The sequence below is a fragment of the Meiothermus sp. CFH 77666 genome, assembly GCF_017497985.1.
Classification (GTDB): Bacteria; Deinococcota; Deinococci; order Deinococcales; family Thermaceae; genus Meiothermus.
The window spans coordinates 17,895-34,154 of the sequence record NZ_JAGDFV010000009.1; the positions used below are offsets into that span (position 1 = coordinate 17,895).

The 16,260-nt window shown below is 63.3% G+C and carries 16 protein-coding genes; 7 read left to right on the top strand and 9 right to left on the bottom strand.

Annotated features, from left to right (window positions below):
* Nucleotides 1–26: 26 nt before the first annotated feature.
* Nucleotides 27–1,082 carry an ABC transporter permease gene (locus J3L12_RS06470; RefSeq protein WP_208014232.1) on the bottom strand — a complete coding sequence of 352 codons (1,056 nt, stop codon included), beginning with the start codon at nucleotides 1,080–1,082 and terminating at the stop codon, nucleotides 27–29.
* Nucleotides 1,079–2,578 carry an ABC transporter ATP-binding protein gene (locus J3L12_RS06475; protein WP_208014233.1) on the bottom strand — a complete coding sequence of 500 codons (1,500 nt, stop codon included), beginning with the start codon at nucleotides 2,576–2,578 and terminating at the stop codon, nucleotides 1,079–1,081. Before J3L12_RS06475 ends, J3L12_RS06470 begins: the two co-directional genes overlap by 4 nt.
* A 439-nt stretch (nucleotides 2,579–3,017) precedes the next feature.
* On the opposite strand from J3L12_RS06475, the gene J3L12_RS06480 reads away from it, so the two are divergent.
* The 7 genes from J3L12_RS06480 (at nucleotide 3,018) to J3L12_RS06505 (ending at nucleotide 9,001) form a co-directional block, all read left to right on the top strand.
* Nucleotides 3,018–6,026, top strand: a complete 3,009-nt coding sequence (locus J3L12_RS06480; RefSeq protein WP_208014234.1) for a BTAD domain-containing putative transcriptional regulator — start codon at nucleotides 3,018–3,020, stop codon at nucleotides 6,024–6,026.
* Nucleotides 6,027–6,054: 28 nt separating this feature from the next.
* Nucleotides 6,055–6,249, top strand: a complete 195-nt coding sequence (locus tag J3L12_RS06485; protein ID WP_208014235.1) for a hypothetical protein — start codon at nucleotides 6,055–6,057, stop codon at nucleotides 6,247–6,249.
* 23 nt (nucleotides 6,250–6,272) lie between these two features.
* On the top strand, nucleotides 6,273–6,404 hold the full coding sequence (locus J3L12_RS16920; protein ID WP_279381103.1) for a hypothetical protein: 132 nt from the start codon (nucleotides 6,273–6,275) through the stop codon (nucleotides 6,402–6,404).
* Nucleotides 6,405–6,412: 8 nt separating this feature from the next.
* The gene (locus J3L12_RS06490) at nucleotides 6,413–7,135 is read left to right on the top strand and encodes a hypothetical protein (protein ID WP_208014236.1); all 723 of its coding nucleotides are present in this window, start codon (nucleotides 6,413–6,415) and stop codon (nucleotides 7,133–7,135) included.
* A gap of 13 nt (nucleotides 7,136–7,148) precedes the next feature.
* Entirely contained in the window at nucleotides 7,149–7,601 is a 453-nt protein-coding gene (locus tag J3L12_RS06495; protein WP_208014237.1) for a hypothetical protein, read from the top strand.
* A gap of 9 nt (nucleotides 7,602–7,610) precedes the next feature.
* Nucleotides 7,611–8,186: a hypothetical protein gene (locus tag J3L12_RS06500; protein WP_208014238.1), complete on the top strand. Its 576-nt coding sequence runs from the start codon at nucleotides 7,611–7,613 to the stop codon at nucleotides 8,184–8,186.
* A gap of 128 nt (nucleotides 8,187–8,314) precedes the next feature.
* Nucleotides 8,315–9,001 (top strand): hypothetical protein, encoded by a 687-nt coding sequence (locus tag J3L12_RS06505; protein ID WP_208014239.1) that lies wholly within the window; start codon nucleotides 8,315–8,317, stop codon nucleotides 8,999–9,001.
* Between the two features lie 176 nt (nucleotides 9,002–9,177).
* Here J3L12_RS06505 and xdhC read toward each other — a convergent pair whose 3' ends face one another.
* From xdhC to J3L12_RS06540, 7 genes are all read right to left on the bottom strand, one after another.
* Entirely contained in the window at nucleotides 9,178–10,035 is an 858-nt protein-coding gene (gene xdhC / locus J3L12_RS06510; RefSeq protein WP_208014240.1) for a xanthine dehydrogenase accessory protein XdhC, read from the bottom strand.
* Between the two features lie 10 nt (nucleotides 10,036–10,045).
* Nucleotides 10,046–10,270, bottom strand: a complete 225-nt coding sequence (locus J3L12_RS06515) for a hypothetical protein (protein ID WP_208014241.1) — start codon at nucleotides 10,268–10,270, stop codon at nucleotides 10,046–10,048.
* A 4-nt stretch (nucleotides 10,271–10,274) separates the two neighbouring features.
* Nucleotides 10,275–10,661 (bottom strand): type II toxin-antitoxin system VapC family toxin, encoded by a 387-nt coding sequence (locus J3L12_RS06520; protein ID WP_243455008.1) that lies wholly within the window; start codon nucleotides 10,659–10,661, stop codon nucleotides 10,275–10,277.
* A complete protein-coding gene (locus J3L12_RS06525) occupies nucleotides 10,658–10,882 on the bottom strand; it encodes a type II toxin-antitoxin system prevent-host-death family antitoxin (protein ID WP_208014242.1) in 225 nt (74 codons plus the stop codon). The genes J3L12_RS06520 and J3L12_RS06525 overlap by 4 nt, the downstream gene beginning before the upstream one ends.
* A gap of 31 nt (nucleotides 10,883–10,913) precedes the next feature.
* Nucleotides 10,914–13,283 carry a xanthine dehydrogenase molybdopterin binding subunit gene (xdhB, locus tag J3L12_RS06530; protein WP_208014243.1) on the bottom strand — a complete coding sequence of 790 codons (2,370 nt, stop codon included), beginning with the start codon at nucleotides 13,281–13,283 and terminating at the stop codon, nucleotides 10,914–10,916.
* On the bottom strand, nucleotides 13,280–14,680 hold the full coding sequence (locus J3L12_RS06535; RefSeq protein WP_208014244.1) for an FAD binding domain-containing protein: 1,401 nt from the start codon (nucleotides 14,678–14,680) through the stop codon (nucleotides 13,280–13,282). The genes xdhB and J3L12_RS06535 overlap by 4 nt, the downstream gene beginning before the upstream one ends.
* Before the next feature lie 212 nt (nucleotides 14,681–14,892).
* Nucleotides 14,893–16,185 (bottom strand): M20 family metallo-hydrolase, encoded by a 1,293-nt coding sequence (locus J3L12_RS06540; RefSeq protein WP_208014245.1) that lies wholly within the window; start codon nucleotides 16,183–16,185, stop codon nucleotides 14,893–14,895.
* Nucleotides 16,186–16,260 lie beyond the last annotated feature (75 nt).

The window sequence follows — 16,260 nt, forward strand, 5'->3', positions numbered from 1 at the left end:
TCTTCCACATTTTCACCTGCTTTCCTCTAGCGGCCCCAACGGAGGCGATTCCTCAGGAAAATTTCCGAGCCAATCAGGCACAAAAGCATCACCCCGCTGAACACGTCCACAATGCGGAAAGGCATGTTGAGGCTCACCTTGAGCAGGTCGCCCCCTGCCAGAATCAGGCCCATCAAGGGAGCGGTCAGAAGCACCAGCGCCGGGTTGCCCCTGGCCAACCAGGCCACAATGATGGCGGTAAAGCCATAGCCGGAGGAGAGCTGACCCGGCTCTATCAGGCGGTGGTGAATTCCGGCAATCTCGCCGACCCCGGCCAGCCCAGCCAACCCTCCGGTGATGAGGGCTACCCAAAGCACCACCCGAACTCCCGAGATGCCCAGGTAACGGGCTGCCTCCGGGTTCTCCCCCACCACCCGCATCCGGAAGCCCAGGGTGGTGCGGGTGAGCAGCCATTGCAGGCCCAGCGCCAGCAGCACCCCCAGCAGCAGGGTGGGCCAGTGGACGTTGGTGCCGGGGAGCACTGCCAGCTGCTGGTATTCGGCGAAGCGGTCTGAGTAGATGTAGCCACGGGCGTCCCTGCCCTTCCAGGGGCCATTAATCAAAAAAATGACCAGTGACTGTGCAACATAGTTGAGCATCAGGGTAGTGAGGATTTCATTGACGCTCAGGCGGCTTTTGAGCCAGGCTGCTACCAGGCACCACAGGGCTCCGCCGAGAGCCCCTGCCAGCGCCATGCCCGGCAGGCTGAGCCAGGGTGGAAGGGGCATAAACAGCGCCACCCCAGCCGCCCAGACTGCACCCAGGAGCAGTTGGCCTTCGGCTCCGATGTTGAAGTACTGCGTGCGAAAGGCCAGGGTCAGGCCCACCCCAATGAGCAGCAAGGGAATGCTGCGGCGCAAAATTTCCTGCCAGCCCTTGGCGTCTAGCAGGGTACCCGAGAGCATGGCGCGGTAGGCCTCGAGCGGGTTGAGTCCATAGGCCGCAAAGAGCCCACCCACCAGTACAAAAGCCACCCCCAAAGCAGCCAGCGTGACCCCCAGCACCCGGGAACGCGAAGGGTTGGCGAGGGGCTCGAGCCTCACGCCTCACCTCCGGTCATCAAAAGCCCCACCTGTTCACGGGAGATTTGACCTACCGGGTAGGGGCCCTGCAGCCTCCCCTGGTAGAGCACCGCAATCCGGTCGGATAGCGAGAGCAGCTCTTCCAGGTCTTCCGAGACCAGAAGCACCCCCGCCCCCTGGTAGGTTTTCTCGAGCAGCACCCGGTGCACCTGCTCGGTTGCCCCGATGTCGAGGCCATAGGTCGGGTGCACCGCCAGTATCAGGCGGGGCTGCCCGGAGAGCTCGCGGGCCAGAATGACCTTCTGGATGTTGCCGCCCGAAAGCAGGCGTGAGGGGGTGTGTAGGCCGGGGGTAGCCACGGCATACTCACGGATTTTTGCCTGGGCATGGGCGGCAAAAGCAGAGGGGTTGAGCAACAGGCCACGGGCAAAGGGGGGCCGGCAAAAAGAACGCAAAGCCAGGTTCTCGGCCACGCTCATGCTGGGAACGGTGCCCATGTGGATACGGTCTTCAGGAATGTGAGCCACCCCCTTGGCAAACAACCGGGCCGGGTTGGCAACCAGGGGCTGCCCGGCCAGCCGCACCATCCCGCCCTCCATTTTGCGCAAACCGGCCAGTACCTCCACCAGCTCGCTCTGGCCGTTGCCGGCTACCCCTGCAATCCCCAGAATTTCCCCCACGCATAGCTCAAAGCTAACCCCCCGCAAAGCAGGGAGATTGCGGCCCGACCGAACCTGCAAGTCCTCTACACGCAGCAAAACCTCACCCATCTGCGGATTGGCGCGCTTGCGTTCAAAGCTCACGCTGCGCCCTACCATCATCTGGGCCAGCATGGTTTTGCTGGCCTCAGGGGTGGGCATGCTGCCCACCACCTGCCCCCGGCGCAAGACCACACAGCGGTCGGCAATCGCCAGCACCTCCTCGAGTTTATGCGAGATGAAGATGAGCGACTTGCCCGCCGCCTTCAGCTCGCGCATCACCCGGAACAAGGCCTCGGCCTCCTGCGGGGTGAGGACGCTGGTAGGCTCGTCCAGGATGAGCACCTTGGCTCCCCGCAGCAAAGCCCGCACAATCTCGACCCGCTGCTTCTCGCCCGGCGAAAGCTGGTGGACGTGGGCCTGGGGGTCAATGGAGAGGCCATATCCCTGGGCAATGCGTTCGATCAGGGGCACGATGCGCCGGGCCGGCAGCAAGGGGGTTCCGATGCCTAAGGCCAGGTTCTCGGCCACCGTATGACGGCCCACCAGCGTAGGGTGCTGGGGCACCAACCCGATGCCAAGTTTGAGGGCATCCACTGGTGAGTGAATCTTGACCGGACGGCCTTCCAGGAAGATTTCGCCCTCATCCGGGCGGTAGAGGCCGTACAGTATGGAAATGAGCGTAGACTTACCCGCCCCATTCTCGCCCAGCAAGGCCAGTACCTCGCCGGGGTAGACCTCGAGACTCACCCCATCGTTGGCCACTACCCCTGGGAAGCGCTTGGTGATGTTTTGGAGTCGCAAAAGGGGCTCGCCCATTGCGAGAAATCATATCGCAAAGCCCGCGCGTCACAGGAGGGCTCAGATGCGTTCTAATTGGTCTGGCAACAAAGTCGTCGGGATACTTCAAATTTCACCGTCATTCCAAGGCGCACGCAGTGCGACGAGGAATCGGGTACTGCTCTTCACGTTTCCCACCAATACGACGCACACGGTGCGTCGTATTGTAGTCGGTACGGCAAAAACCGCCGCACCGACTATTCGTGGGAACCGCTCTCAGGGGTCGCGAATGCAGGGGACTGAAGCGCATCAGATGCCTCACTTCGCTGCGCTGCGTTCGGAAGGACATATAGGCCAGCCGGAGGGTTAAAGGTTACCTTAACCCCAAATAACCCGGCCCTTTGCTATCCTCTAGCTAAATTGAATGCAGTAAACGGCAGGAGCCTGTTTCCCATCTGAATCTGGAAAGCCTCACACCATGCTGCAAGTAGAGCTACTGGGTTCTCCCCAATTGCGCTGCGAGGGTCAGGAGCTGAATCTGCCCCGCAAAGCGGTTGCATTGCTGGCCTTCCTGGCCCTCGAGGGCCGCCAGCCCCGGAACCGGTTGGTTGAGCTGCTGTGGGGAAGCTGTGAAGAGAGCAGAGGACAGCACAATCTGCGGCAGACGCTGTACCGGCTGAGTAACAGCCCATTGGGGGCCTACATCCTGGCCGGACGCGAGCAGCTCGAGCTGGTGCAGTTTGAGCTGGACGTACAGCGCTTTCGGGAACAGGTCGAGGTGCAACACTGGCCCGAGGCGCTGGCAACCTACAAAGGCGAGTTTTTGCAAGGCCTGGAGCTGGAGGAAGAGACCTACAGCGACTGGCTCCAACGCTGGCGCGAGCGGCTGGAGCGGCTTTGGGCGATGGCCCTTGAGGGTCAGGCTAAACAGCTCGAGGCCGACGGGAAAGTCCAGCTTGCCCTGGAGCTCTACCTCGAGCTGATTCGCCACGACGAGCTCCAGGAACATTTCCACCGCGAGGCCATGCGGCTCTACGCGGCGCTTGGGCAGACCGAGGGGGCACTCAATCAGTACAAGCTGCTTTGTCAAGTGTTGCAGCGGGAGTTGGCCCTGGAACCACTACCCGAAACCCAGGCCCTGGCCGAGCAAATCCGCCAGCGCAAGACGACCCCTCGGGTGTGGCCTCAAGCCCCCAGCAGCCCAACCTTCAACCCACCGCTGGTAGGGCGAGCAGCAGCCCTCGAGCAGCTCGAGGCGGCCTGGCAGAGCCAATACATCCTGCTCATCGCCGGCCCAGCAGGGGTGGGCAAGAGCCGTCTGGCAAAAGAATTGCTGGCCGATAAGGGACTCTACATTACCCTCTCGGGACAACCCGGCGACGGGCCGACCCCCTATGCTTCCATGACCCGGTGGGTGCGCCAGGCCCTGAGCACCAAGCCCGACCTGCAGCCGAAAAGCTGGATACGCCTCGAGGCTTCCCGGCTGGTGCCCGAGTTGTGGGACACCCCTCCGCCGCCACTCGACGAAAGTACCCAGGTGCGGTTCTTCTCGGGGCTGGTGGAATTGATGATAGAGGCCCATGGCAGCACGGTTTTTCTCAGCGAGGACGAGCACTACAGCGACCCCTGGAGCCTCCGGGCGCTGGCGGTGGGGCTGGAGCAACGCAGCGCGTCGGCTCGGTTGGTGGTCACGGTGCGCCCCGACGAGGTGGGGCCGGAAGTAGCCCGTCGCTATCAAGACTGGCAGAACTGCCGGAGGGCAGCCTGGCTCGAGCTAGAACCTCTGAGCGAGCTCGAGGTGGCCGAACTTATCGCGCACCTCTCGGGGCGGCCAGCGCGGCTGTTTCCACAGCGGGTCTACCGGGCCACCTCGGGCAACCCGCTCTTTGTGCTACAGACCCTGCAGAGCCTCTTCGAGTCCGGTGAGTTGCGCCTGGGGGAGGGAGGTGTGTGGGAGACCCCCTACGACGAGTCCACCCACGACTACACCGAGCTACGCATTGCTGCCAGCGTCCGCCAGACCATTCTGGGTCGCCTCGAGCGCCAGGGCGCGGCGGTGCGGCGCAGCCTGGAGGTAGCAGCTCTGATTACCGAGGCCACCTTCGACTCGAAAACCCTGGCCGAGGCCACTGCGCTCTCGGCCTGGGAGGTTTCCGAGGCGCTCGAGCGAGCCAGTCAAGCCCGCTTAATCGAGGCAGTTCCCCAAGGCTACCGTTTTAGCCACGACCTGATTGCCCGCGCCATTGCCGAGGCCCTCAAGCCCGACCGCAAGCGACTCATCTCGGCTCACCTGGCCCAGCACTACACCAAGCAGGCCGAACATCCGGCCAAGGTGGCAGGCTACTTTCAGGCCGCAGGACAGCCCGAACAGGCCATCCAGTGGTGGCTCAAGGCCGCCCAGCAGGCGCATAGCGTGCGGGCTTTCCGCGAAGCCGATGCTTACTATCGGCTGGCTCTGGAAGCCATGCCACCCGAGCACCCCCAGCGTTTTGAGGCGCTGGCCGCACGCTTCTATCTCTGCCGCCAGGTCGGGATTGCCAACCTGAAACAGCAGCTCGAGCTGCTCGGGGTCATGCAGCACGAGGCCCAGACCCCCCTCCAACACTCCCTTGTGTGGTTCTACCGTGGGATGGTGCTCGACGACCAGCAAGACCTGGTCGGTGCAATGGAGGCCAGTCGCAGGGCCTACGAGTTTGCCCTCGAGGTCTCTGCTTTTGAAGCCTTCTACCCTCTAGTCTTTGTCACCCACTACCAGCGCGACCTGGGGCTGCTGGAAGAGGCCCATCAGTACGGGCTAGACGCGCTGAAGCTGGCGCAAGGCCTCACCCCCTACCACCAGATCGAGGCCCGGCTTTGCCACAGCCTGACCCTGATGCTCCAGGAACGGCCTGCCGAGGCCCTGGACTGGATCGGGCAAGCCGAGTGCCTTATGCGGCAGCATAGCCCGGCGCCCTCGAGCTTCTGGCTGCTGCAAGAACGAATTGGGATCGTGCGGGCACGGGTACACCTGAGCCAGGGACGCTACGCCGACGCCATTTGCGAGACAGAAGACATCCTCCAGAAAGCCAGGCAGGGTGGGGTGCAACGCCAGGAGCTGGTAGCCCTATTGGTGCGAGCCGAGGCCTGGCTGGGCTTGGGCCAGACTGCCGGGGCCACGCTGGATTTGGAACGGGCCCAGGAGCTCTCAGAAAACCTTCAGTGGGCTGCCTCCGAGGTGAAGCAGCTTTACGCCGAGCTCGAGCTAGCCCTGCACAACCCCAAAGCCGCCCTTCGTCAGGCCAAACTGGCTCTCGAGGCTGCGGGGAAACATCGGGTTAACCAGATAAATGCCCTCTACAGCCGCAGCGGGGCCTGGTTGGCTTTGGACGAGCAGGCCAAGGCCAGGGCCGACCTCGAGCAAGCCCTCACCCTGCACGGCGGCACCGTGCGTTTCCGCAGCGTCAGCGAGCAGGCCCTCCGGGCCCGACTGGCAATGACGGTAGCGTGACGCAGCCCTTGCTACCCTCGGCTCGGTGATGGAACCGAAGCCCCCAAAACCCCTCGACCTGGTACTGCACCTCGAGCCTTCTGCGCCCCAGCAGCCCTGGCGGGCGGTTTTGCTCGACCCCGAGACAAGGGAAGAACAGGTTTTCAACAGCCCACTGGAGCTATTGCAGTACCTGGAGCAGCTCTGCCGGGACTCAGGCGGGCGGGTTTTTGGGATTCGCTAACGCCATCACCAAGGGAGCAACCCATGAAACAAACCCTTGGACGGCTCGCCCTTCTGGCCCTGGTGCTCGCCACCCTGGTGGCCTGCGGAGGTGGGGGCGGCGGCAACGCAGGCATCTGGGACAACAGCCGGTGGGATCAGGCCAACTGGCAGTAGGAGGGTTTATGCGCGGGAAAAACCTTTTCTTTTTCGTGTTGGGTGCTGGCATCGTGGCCTCGGGCATCTGGGCCCTGAGCGTGGGGTCGCTCACCAGCTTCAGTGCGGGCACGCCTATCAAGGCTGGCGAGGTCAACGACAACTTCACCATCCTGCGGAATGCCATAGTGGCCCTCGAGGGCCGACCCTCACTTAGCTTTGGAGCTAACCTGACCGGCAGCAATGCCAGCACTGCGGGCTTCACGATCCGCAACGAGGCCGCTGGCGGCACCGCCCTTCGGGGAGAGGGAGCGGGAGGCTTGAATGTGGGTGTCTGGGGTGTGGTAGCCGACAGCGGATGGGGAGTAGTTGGCTCCTCGAACGGTGGGGGCTTGGGGGTAGAGGGCAGGGCCATCGGCGGCGTGGCCCTTTCTGCCGTTGCCCCTGCAGGAATTGCCCTGCAGATTAATGGCCCCATTCGGGTTACAGGCACAAAACCGGCCTTCGTACACACCGCGACCGCTGCCAACATCAACGCCAGCCGCACCACCCTGGACAACCCCATGATCAACGGCGACCCTAATGCCATTCTGACCGTGACCCCCGTCAGCAACGATACCGACCCCGTTGTCAATTCGCCCATCGGGGTTTCCTACGATAGCGGCGCGGGCCGCTGGCGCATTTTCCGGGCCGACGGGAGCAACATGCCTGCCGGGGCCAAATTCAACGTGCTGGTCATCAAGCAGCTCTGATGGAGGGGAAGGCATGAAAAACGCCTGGATACTCGGGTTCTTGCTCCTGCTTTCGTGTGCCTGGGCTCAGCAGTTTAGCGTGGGGGGCGGGCTGAGCTTCAACGCCGGGAGTGGGGGCTCCTCGGCGCAGGGCAACGTTCAGTTCACGGTTCGCAATCTGGTACAGGCCGCCCCGATTTCCGTACATCTGCGGGCGGTGGCCGATGCCGCCCTGAGCAGCAGCTTTACCGCCACCCTCAGCGCGGGGCCGCTGGCGAGCCTTAACCTGGATCCGCTGCAAATCTATGCGGGCCCCAGCGTGGGGTTCCTGTTCTCGAGCGGCAGTCTAACCGGCCCCATCTTCGCCCTGGCGGCGGGCCTCGAGCTTCCTACCGGCAACGTCTACACCTTCCTGGAAGGGGTGTTCACCTTCAACGGCCCCAGTGCCGGTTTTGGCGTGCGGGGTGGGGTCAACGTGCGTTTGTGAGGTACTGGTATGCCTAATAAAAACCTCTTTTTTCTGGCGCTGGGGTTTGGTCTGTCTACCCTGGGCCTGTGGGCCCTGGCCGGAGTTACGCTGCCACACACCTTCACCGCAGGGAGTCCCATCCGCGCTGCCGAGGTCAATGCCAACTTCAGCGCCCTGAACAACGCCCTGCCCGGCGTGGCTCAGACCGTGGAATCGAATACCACCGACATTCCCGACTTCCCCAACTCCTTGAGCCGCAGCGTGACCATCAACGTGCCGGGGCCCGGATATGTAAGGGTCAGCGCCAGCCTCCAACTCAATATCGTGTACACCGGAGGCAACGCCCTCTTCACGGTGGCTTTGGCCAACGAACCCGATGTCATCCGCCCAGACCAGGACAAGCGCATCTCGCTACCCGGAGGTTTGCCCAACTGGACTTATATCCAGATTGTCAGCAGCGAGCGGGTATTCCCGGTGGACAGTGCGGGCCCCAAGACCTTCTATTTGCTGGTGGAGGAAAATAGCGCCACCCAGGGCCAGGTTGCCAGAAGTACCCTCACTGCCACCTTCGTAACCGGCATGGGGACGGTGCAAAACCCGTAAACAAATGTCAATAGTCAATGGCTCATAGTCAATCGCCGATGGTTTTCTGCTGATAGTTTGGGGTTCAGGCTATTGACGACCGACCATAGACCATCGACTATAGGCCATGGACACTGCAAGGAGCAACTATGAATAATCACAGAATTTTAGCCTGGGTAGTGGTGGGTGCGCTGGGCGTGGTGCTGGCCCAGGCGGTGCAGCGGCAGCTCAATCTGGTGGTCAACGGACAGGCCCAGAGCAGTAAGGCCATTGTGGTGGGAGGGCAGACCTACGTGCCGCTGAGCGCCCTGCGGGCCCTGGGCGTTACGGCTTCGGTCTCGGGCAATACCGTGAGCCTGAGCGGTTCGCCTGCAGGCGGGGCCGACCAGCGGGCTAGCCTCGAGGGCTGCCTGAACGAGTGGCTCAACAACGGCATCTGGCGGGCCCGGGCCACCAGGGTTGAGCCTTTTGATGAAAGCGGGCTCAAAGGTTGGGCGGTAGACTTTGAAGTTCGCAACGCCACCAACCGAACCCTCGAGGCCTGGAACGCCGGCTTCAAAGACCCCAGCAGCCTCACCCTGGCTTTTGCCGACGGCTCCACGCAACGCATGGAGGGGAACGCCCTGGCCCGCGAGTCCTACGAGGCCAAAATCTACAACGCCGCCATTCCTCAAGGTTCTGGCGTCACCACCAGGCTCAAGTTCACCAGCAACCGCACCGACGCCCCGACCAAGCTCCTGATCGAGATGGACACCACAAGCATCAAGCAGAAGTACAACCTGGCCTTCAGCTCCCCCAACCCGAGCCTCCGCTTCAAGCTGGACTGCTCCAAGTAGGGCGTTCTTCACAAAATTCGAGCCATCCGGGCCTACCAACTTCAGGCACATGACTAACTTTCAGCGACGCAAAAAATAGGCGTAGGCGACAGAAAGTAGGTTGTGGTTTTCAAACGCCTGTCCCCTGTCCCCTACTTCATCCCCATAACAGGCGACGGGTTCAGACAAAACTGGTATCACTGGTCGGCTTTCGGCGCGGCTGTAGCGTTCGGCGATGGGCTCTGGGCCTCTCCCCTGGCCTCAAGCAACATGGGCAACAACTGGCCTGCGGTGGCAATGGCAATGGCCTCCGGGGCCTTGCTCCTGGTAAGGGGCAGGCCAACAGGGCAGGTAACGCGGGCCAGGTCGGCCTGAGACAAACCCTGCTGCAAGAGCTTGTGCTGAAAGTTGCGCCATTTGACCACCGAACCAATCAGGCCGATAAAGCCCAGGTCGCCCCGGCGCAGGGCGGCCTCGAGCACGAACAGATCCTCGGCGTGGTCGTGGGTCATGACCACCAGGTGTGCCCCCGCAGGCAGGTCGTTCACGATGCTGTCCAGGATGGGGGCATGAAACACCCGCAGGCGGGCCTGATTCTGGTAGAGGGGGTTCAGGCGCTCCTCGGCCACCATTTCGGCCCTCGAGTCCACCAGCCAGAGTTCAACGGGCAGGATAGAGAGCACTTTCGCCAGGGCCAGCCCCACGTGCCCCACCCCAAAGATGGCAACCGCAGGACGGGCTGGGGTTACCACCTCGAGCAAGACCTGCACCTCACCCCCGCAACACTGCACCCCGTGTTCGGCAGGCGCGTTCTCGGTGAGGCGCAGGGTGTGGATTTGCGGGGTTGGGCCCCCGCCCCCTAGCAGCTTTCGCGCCAGGGCAATGGCGGTGGCCTCGAGGTTGCCCCCGCCGATGGTTCCGTAAGAACCCCCTGCCGTGACCAGCATCTTGGCTCCGGCCTCGCGGGGCGCGTGGCCTCGCACCGAGAGCAGCGTGACCAGCACCAGCGGCACTTTTTGCTCGGTCAGGCGGGCAAGATGCTCAAACCACTGCATGCCAAATCCCCTAAAGCTGTAAGGCAAACCAGAGGAAAAAACCGGCCATCCCGAGCAAGAAAAGGCCCATCAAGAGGCGCTCGAGGTTCCGCACCCAGAGGGGCGAGCGGGGTTCTTCCATGCCCAGGCGCCGGTTGAGCCAGGGGATGCCCTGCCGCCAGTAGCCCCCCTGGAATAAAAACGATAGCCCCAAAAGGGCTGCGCCCAGGGCCAGTAGCAGGAAGAGGGTTTTCATGGTCTTACCAAAGGGTCTGAATGGGAAACTGGGCTAAAGCCCGGTCGTTGGTTAGCAGGGGTAAGTCCTCGAGGTGGGCCTGGGCGGCCAGCAAACGGTCAAAGGGATCCCGATGGGCCATCTCCCAGAGGCCCGCTTTCATGGCATGGGCGCGGCTCACCCCCAGCTCTACAGCCTGCAGACCATTTACAGCCTTCTCGTAACCTTGCACCACCGACTGAGCCTGGGAAAGGCGGCCAAGTCGGTACTTGGTGGCGATTTCCAGAGCGCTCACACTGCTGAGCACGATTTCAGTCTCGGGGTCTTGCAGAAGTTTGCGGGCCTTTCGAGAGAGTTTCTCGGGCTCGAGCACCGCCCACAAGAACGCATGGGTATCCAGCAAAACCCTCATTCCCAGGCCCTCAGTTCTTCCTCCGGCAGCGCCTCAAAGAAGCGCTCGTCCACCGTCCCCTTCATGAACCCCAGCCGACGCTTTTTGGGCTTCTCCAACGGCATCAGCCGGGCGTAGGGCTGGCCATTTTTGGCCAGGATAATCTCCTCACCCGCACGCACCCGCTCGAGCAGGCTCGAGAGGTGGGTTTTGGCTTCGTGCACGTTGACTATCTTGGCCATTGGCTTAGTTTAGTCCAGTAAACTAAGTGTATCAATCCCCCGAAACCAGGGCCCGCTCCCGCACTTTCTCGATGGCCCAGTAAACCGCCTCGGGCGTGGCAGGCGAGGCCAGTTCCACAATGCCTCCCCTTCCGAAAGCGGCCACTGCATCTCGCAGGGCCTCCCGCACCGAGATGGCCAGCATCAAAGGGGGCTCCCCTACCGCTTTCGAGCCGTACACCACTCCCGGCTCGGTGGCCCTGGGCAAAAGCTGCACGTTGAACACCTCGGGCAGCTCGGAGAAGCTGGGCAGCTTGTAGGTGCTGGCCGAGCGGGTGGCCACCTGGCCTTTAGCGTCCCAGCGCAGGTCTTCCAGGGTGAGCCAGCCCATGCCCTGGATAAAGCCCCCCTCCACCTGGCCCAGATCCACCAGCGGGGAGAGCGAGTCGCCCACGTCATGCAGAATGTCCACGCGGCGCAGACGGTACTGCCCGGTAAAGCCGTCCACCTCTACCTCGCTCACCGCCGCCCCAAAGGCGAAATAGTGGAAGGGTTTGCCCCACATGCGGGTTTTGTCCCAGTGAAGCCCCGGCGTGCGGTAGAAACCATCGGCGAATAGCTGCACCCGCTGGGCGTAGGCGGCTCGCACCACCTCGGTGAAGCTGAGCCGCTCCTCGGGCTTCCAGATGCTCCAGACCTGGCCGTCCTCGAACACCACATCGGCAGGGTGAACGCCCAACTTCTGGGCCGCCACCCCGGCCAGCCGGGCTTTGATTTTCTCGCAGGCATCGCGCACGGCCCCGCCGTTCAGGTCGGCCCCGGTGGAGGCCGCCGTAGCCGAGGTGTTGGGCACCTTGTCGGTGCGGGTGGGCATCAGGCGGATGAACTCCAGCGGCACCCCCAGGGTCTGGGCAGCTACCTGCATCATCTTGGTGTGCAGGCCCTGGCCCATCTCGGTACCGCCGTGGTTAACCTGCACGGAGCCATCCTGGTAGACCAGCACGAGGGCTCCGGCCTGGTTGAAGGCGGTCAGGTTGAAGGAGATGCCAAACTTGACCGGGGTGATGGCCAGCCCCCGCTTGCGGTGGGGGTTCTGGTCGTTGAAGCGGGCGACCTCGAGGCGCCGTCGCTCGAAGTCGGCGCTGGCTTTGAGCTCGTCCCAGATGAGCCGGATGCGCTCCACGTCCTTCACCACCTGGCCGTAGTGGGTTTCGGCTCGAGGCTCGTGGCCGGTGGCCTGTTGTTGGTTTTTTCCCACAGGCCACACGCCACCACCCACGGGCTTTACTCCATAAAAGTTCCGCTCCCGCACCACCTCCGGCGGCAGGCCCAGGCTGCGGGCAACCCGGTCTATTACCTCTTCGATAAAAACCATGCCCTGCGGCCCGCCAAAGCCCCGGAAGGCCGTCTGGGAGGTCTTGTGGGTCTTGCAGACCCGGCCCTTCACGTCCATGTGGGGGATGTAATAGGCGTTGTCGGCGTGGCAGACCGCCCGGGCCAGCACCGGCTCGCTCAGATCCTGCGACCAGCCGCCATCGGAATAGAGTTCCATCTGGAGGGCATGGAGTAGGCCGTCCTCGGAAAAGCCCACCTTCCAGCGGGCATAAAAGGGGTGGCGCTTGCCGGTGAGGGTGATGTCCTGAAGCCGGTTGAGCCGCACCCGCACCGGGCGGCGGGTCAGGTAGGCCCCCAGGGCGGCCACTGCCGCGTAGGGGTTGGCCTGCACTTCCTTGCCGCCAAAGCCCCCGCCCATGCGCACGCACTGCACCGTCACCTGATTGCGCGGCAGGCCCAGCACCTGCGCCACGATCTCCTGGGTCTCGGAGGGGTGCTGGGTGGAGGCATGCACCAGCAGGTGCTCGGTCTCGTCGAGCACGGCCAAAGAGGCCTGGGTCTCGAGGTAGAAGTGCTCCTGCCCGCCGAGCTCGAGCTCGCCCTCCAGCACCCTTGCCGATTCCCGCAGTCCGCGTTCCACATCGCCGCGCCTGGCGTGCAGCGTAGCGCCCTGAAAACTCCCCTGGGCAATAGCTTCCTTTATGCTCAGAATGGCGGGCAGCGGCTCGTAGTCCACCATCACCTGAGCGGCCCCCAGCCGGGCGGCCTCCTCGGTTTCGGCCAGCACCCAACAGACCGCCTGGCCATAAAACATCACTTCACTAGGGAAGATAGGCTCATCGCCCTTGAGGCCCGAGTCGTTGAGGCCCGGCACGTCCGAGGCGGTGAGCACCCGCACCACTCCCGGAACTGCCAGCGCAGGCGCGGTATCCAGCCGCACGATGCGGGCGTGGGCATGGGGGGCCTGCACCGGCCAGGCGTGGAGGGCCTGGGGGTAGCGCGGCAGCAGGTCGTCGGTGTAGAGGGCCCGCCCCGTCACGTGCTCGCGGGCCGACTCGTGGGGAATGGCCCTGCCCACCACCTTCATACGGGCACCTCCTGGGTCTCGGTGTAGAACTTCCAGAGCAGGCTGCCCAGCATGGCCGTCCGGTAAGCGGCGCTGCCCCGGTGGTCGTCAATCGGCTTGAACTCCGCTTTGAGAACCTGGGCGGCCTTGCGGAGGCTGGACTCGTCCCAGCGCTGGCCCAGCAAAACCGCCTCGGTCTGGTAGGCCCGTACCGGCGTGGCCGCCACACCCCCCAGGCCAATCCGGATGGCCTCCACGACGCCCGTACTCGTGCGCCGCAGGGCAATCCCCATGGCCACGGTCGAGATGTCGTCCATGGGGCGCTTGCAAACTTTGTAAAAGCACGACTCGGGCAAGAGTGGCAGGGGAATCCGCACGGCCTTGATCAGCTCCCCCGGCTGCAACGCCGTCTGCCGGTACCCGGTAAAGAAGTGTTCCAGCTCCACCACCCGCTCACCTCCTGCACTCACCAGCACCAGCGAGGCCCCCAGGGCCAGCAACACCGGCGGCGAGTCGCCGATGGGCGAGGCCGTGCCCAGGTTGCCTCCAAACGTCGCGCGGTTGCGAATCAGCCTCGAGGCAAATAGCGGAAACCACTCGGCCAGCAGTGGGATGCGCCCCTGTAGCCAGCGCTCGGCCTCGGACAGGGTGACCCCTGCGCCTATCTCGACATATTCGTCCGTCCAGGAGAGGGTCTGTAGCTCGGGGAGGTGGCTCAGGTCTATCTGCACCGGGGCCCGCGCAAACCGCTGGTTGACCTCCACCACCCAGTCGGTGCCGCCAGCAACCAGCTTGGCGGAGGGGTGCTGTGCTTGAATCTGGAAAAGTTCGTTAAGTGAGACGGGGCGGTAAAAGCGTTGCGGTTGGGGGGCTTTAGGGCTGTACTCCAGCGATTCCACCGCTCGCGCAGGCTGAGTGAGCCGCTGGGCCAGGGGGTCGTGCGGAGCGGGTTGCCCCAGGGAATACGCGGCGTCTTTGATGGGTCGGTAGCCGGTGCAGCGGCAGAGGTTGCCCGAGAGGGCCTCGAGGTCGAACTGCTCCCGACCCTTTCGGTAATACTCCGCCGCCATGCTCACCACAAACCCCGGCGTGCAGTAGCCACACTGCGAACCTCCCTGAAGCATAGCTTCCTGTACCGGGTGGAGCGCCTGCCCCTGGGCCAGCCCCTCCACCGTCCAGACCTCCTGACCCGCCAGGCTCGCAAGCAACAGCAGGCAGCCGTTGACGGCCTCGAGGCGGGAACCCGAGCCATCGGGCCGCACAAGCAACACCGCACAGGCCCCACACTCCCCCTCGGCGCAGCCCTCCTTGCTGCCCGTCAGGCCCTGTTGGCGCAGCCAGGAGAGCACGGTGGTATGCGGGTCTACCCCTGCAACCTGCACCTTCTGACCATTCAACCAAAAGCCGATTTCACCCACCCAAGCCCTCCCGGACTTCACTTACCTATGATCGTTTATTGTACAACCCACGTGCAGAGCAGAAGTGTGGTGTTGCGTCCTGGCCCAAAAAGGCCAATGTTGAGGGTTGAACTGCTACCAGATTCGGTTTTGTCGTCAAACAGCAGCACACGAGCCCAACTGAAGGAAGACACGTTTTTCGCTGACCGCAAATGGCTGCCCGTCCGAACCACTCAGTCGCCCAGCGTCAACGGGTCTTCTTTGGCAATGCCCTTATCCTCGGCCAGCGAAAGCTTGGCCAGGGTGAGCGCCAGTACGTAGGTACCCCGGGCGATGTCCTCGGGCGAGGCGTACTCGTCGGGGCGGTGGCTGACCCCCTCCCGGCAGGGGATAAAGAGCATGGCGGTGGGCGCAATGCGGGCCATGAACAAAGAGTCGTGGTAGGCCCGGCTGACCATCAGTTTGAATTTCACCCCCGCATCGCCACAGGCGGCTACCAGCGCTCTCAGCACTTCCGAGCCCGACTTGGCGGGAGGGTCTATGTTGATGATCTCCACACTGTACTTGATTTCCCGGCGGGTGCAGACCTGTTCGACCCCCTGAATGATGTTGCGAATCACCTGATCGCGGCGGGATTGCTCCACATCGCGCACGTCTATCTCGAGCTTGACCCGGCTGGGTACGCTGTTGACCGCATTGGGATAGACCTCGCAGAAGCCGGTGGTGGCTACCGTGTTGATGCTGCCGCTATTCCTGGCGAAGGCTTCCACTCCCAGAATAATCTCGGCGGCGGCGCAAAGGGCATCGTGGCGATCCGGCATCAGCATGGCCCCGGCATGACCGCCCACCCCCTCGAGCCCCACCCGTAATGAAGCGGGGGCCGCAATGGCCGTGACAATACCTAAGGGTACCTGTTCTTGCTCGAGTACGGGCCCCTGCTCGATGTGCAGCTCCACAAAAGCCGAGTAGTAGCCCTCCGGGAGCTGCACCTCCTCGAGCCGGCCCATATAACCGGCCTCCCAGCGCACCTCCTCCAGGGTGCGCCCCTCGGCGTCTTTGAGCAGGCGCAGCGAGTCGGGGTTCAGGACCCCGGCCAGCGCCCGGCTTCCCAGGCAGCCAATGCCGAAGCGGGTGGGCTCTTCGGCAGTGAAAATCAGAAGCTCGATGGAGCGTTGAGGCTTGAAACCACTGCGCTGCAAGGCGCGGATGGCTTCCAGGCCTCCCAGTACCCCCACCGTGCCGTCGTACATGCCGGCGTAGGGGATGGCGTCGAAATGCGAACCCGTGCCCACCGCAGGCAGCTCGGGCGCAGAGCCCTCCCAGCGAGCAAAAATGTTGCCGAGGCCGTCTTCCCGCACACTAAGGCCGGCCTCTTCACACAGGCTCTTGAGGTAAGCCCTGGCCTCGAGGTCGGGCTTGGTGAAAAGAATGCGGGTAATGGCTGGCTTGGGGGTATCGGAAAACCCCGCCAGTGTGTCCAGTTCGCGGATAATTCGTTCTTTATCTACCAGCGGTCTTACAATCATGGGTTGCTCCCGAAAAACGCCAAACGCAACGATAGTTTATGCCGCACGCTACACGCTCTGCAAAAAAGCCTCAGG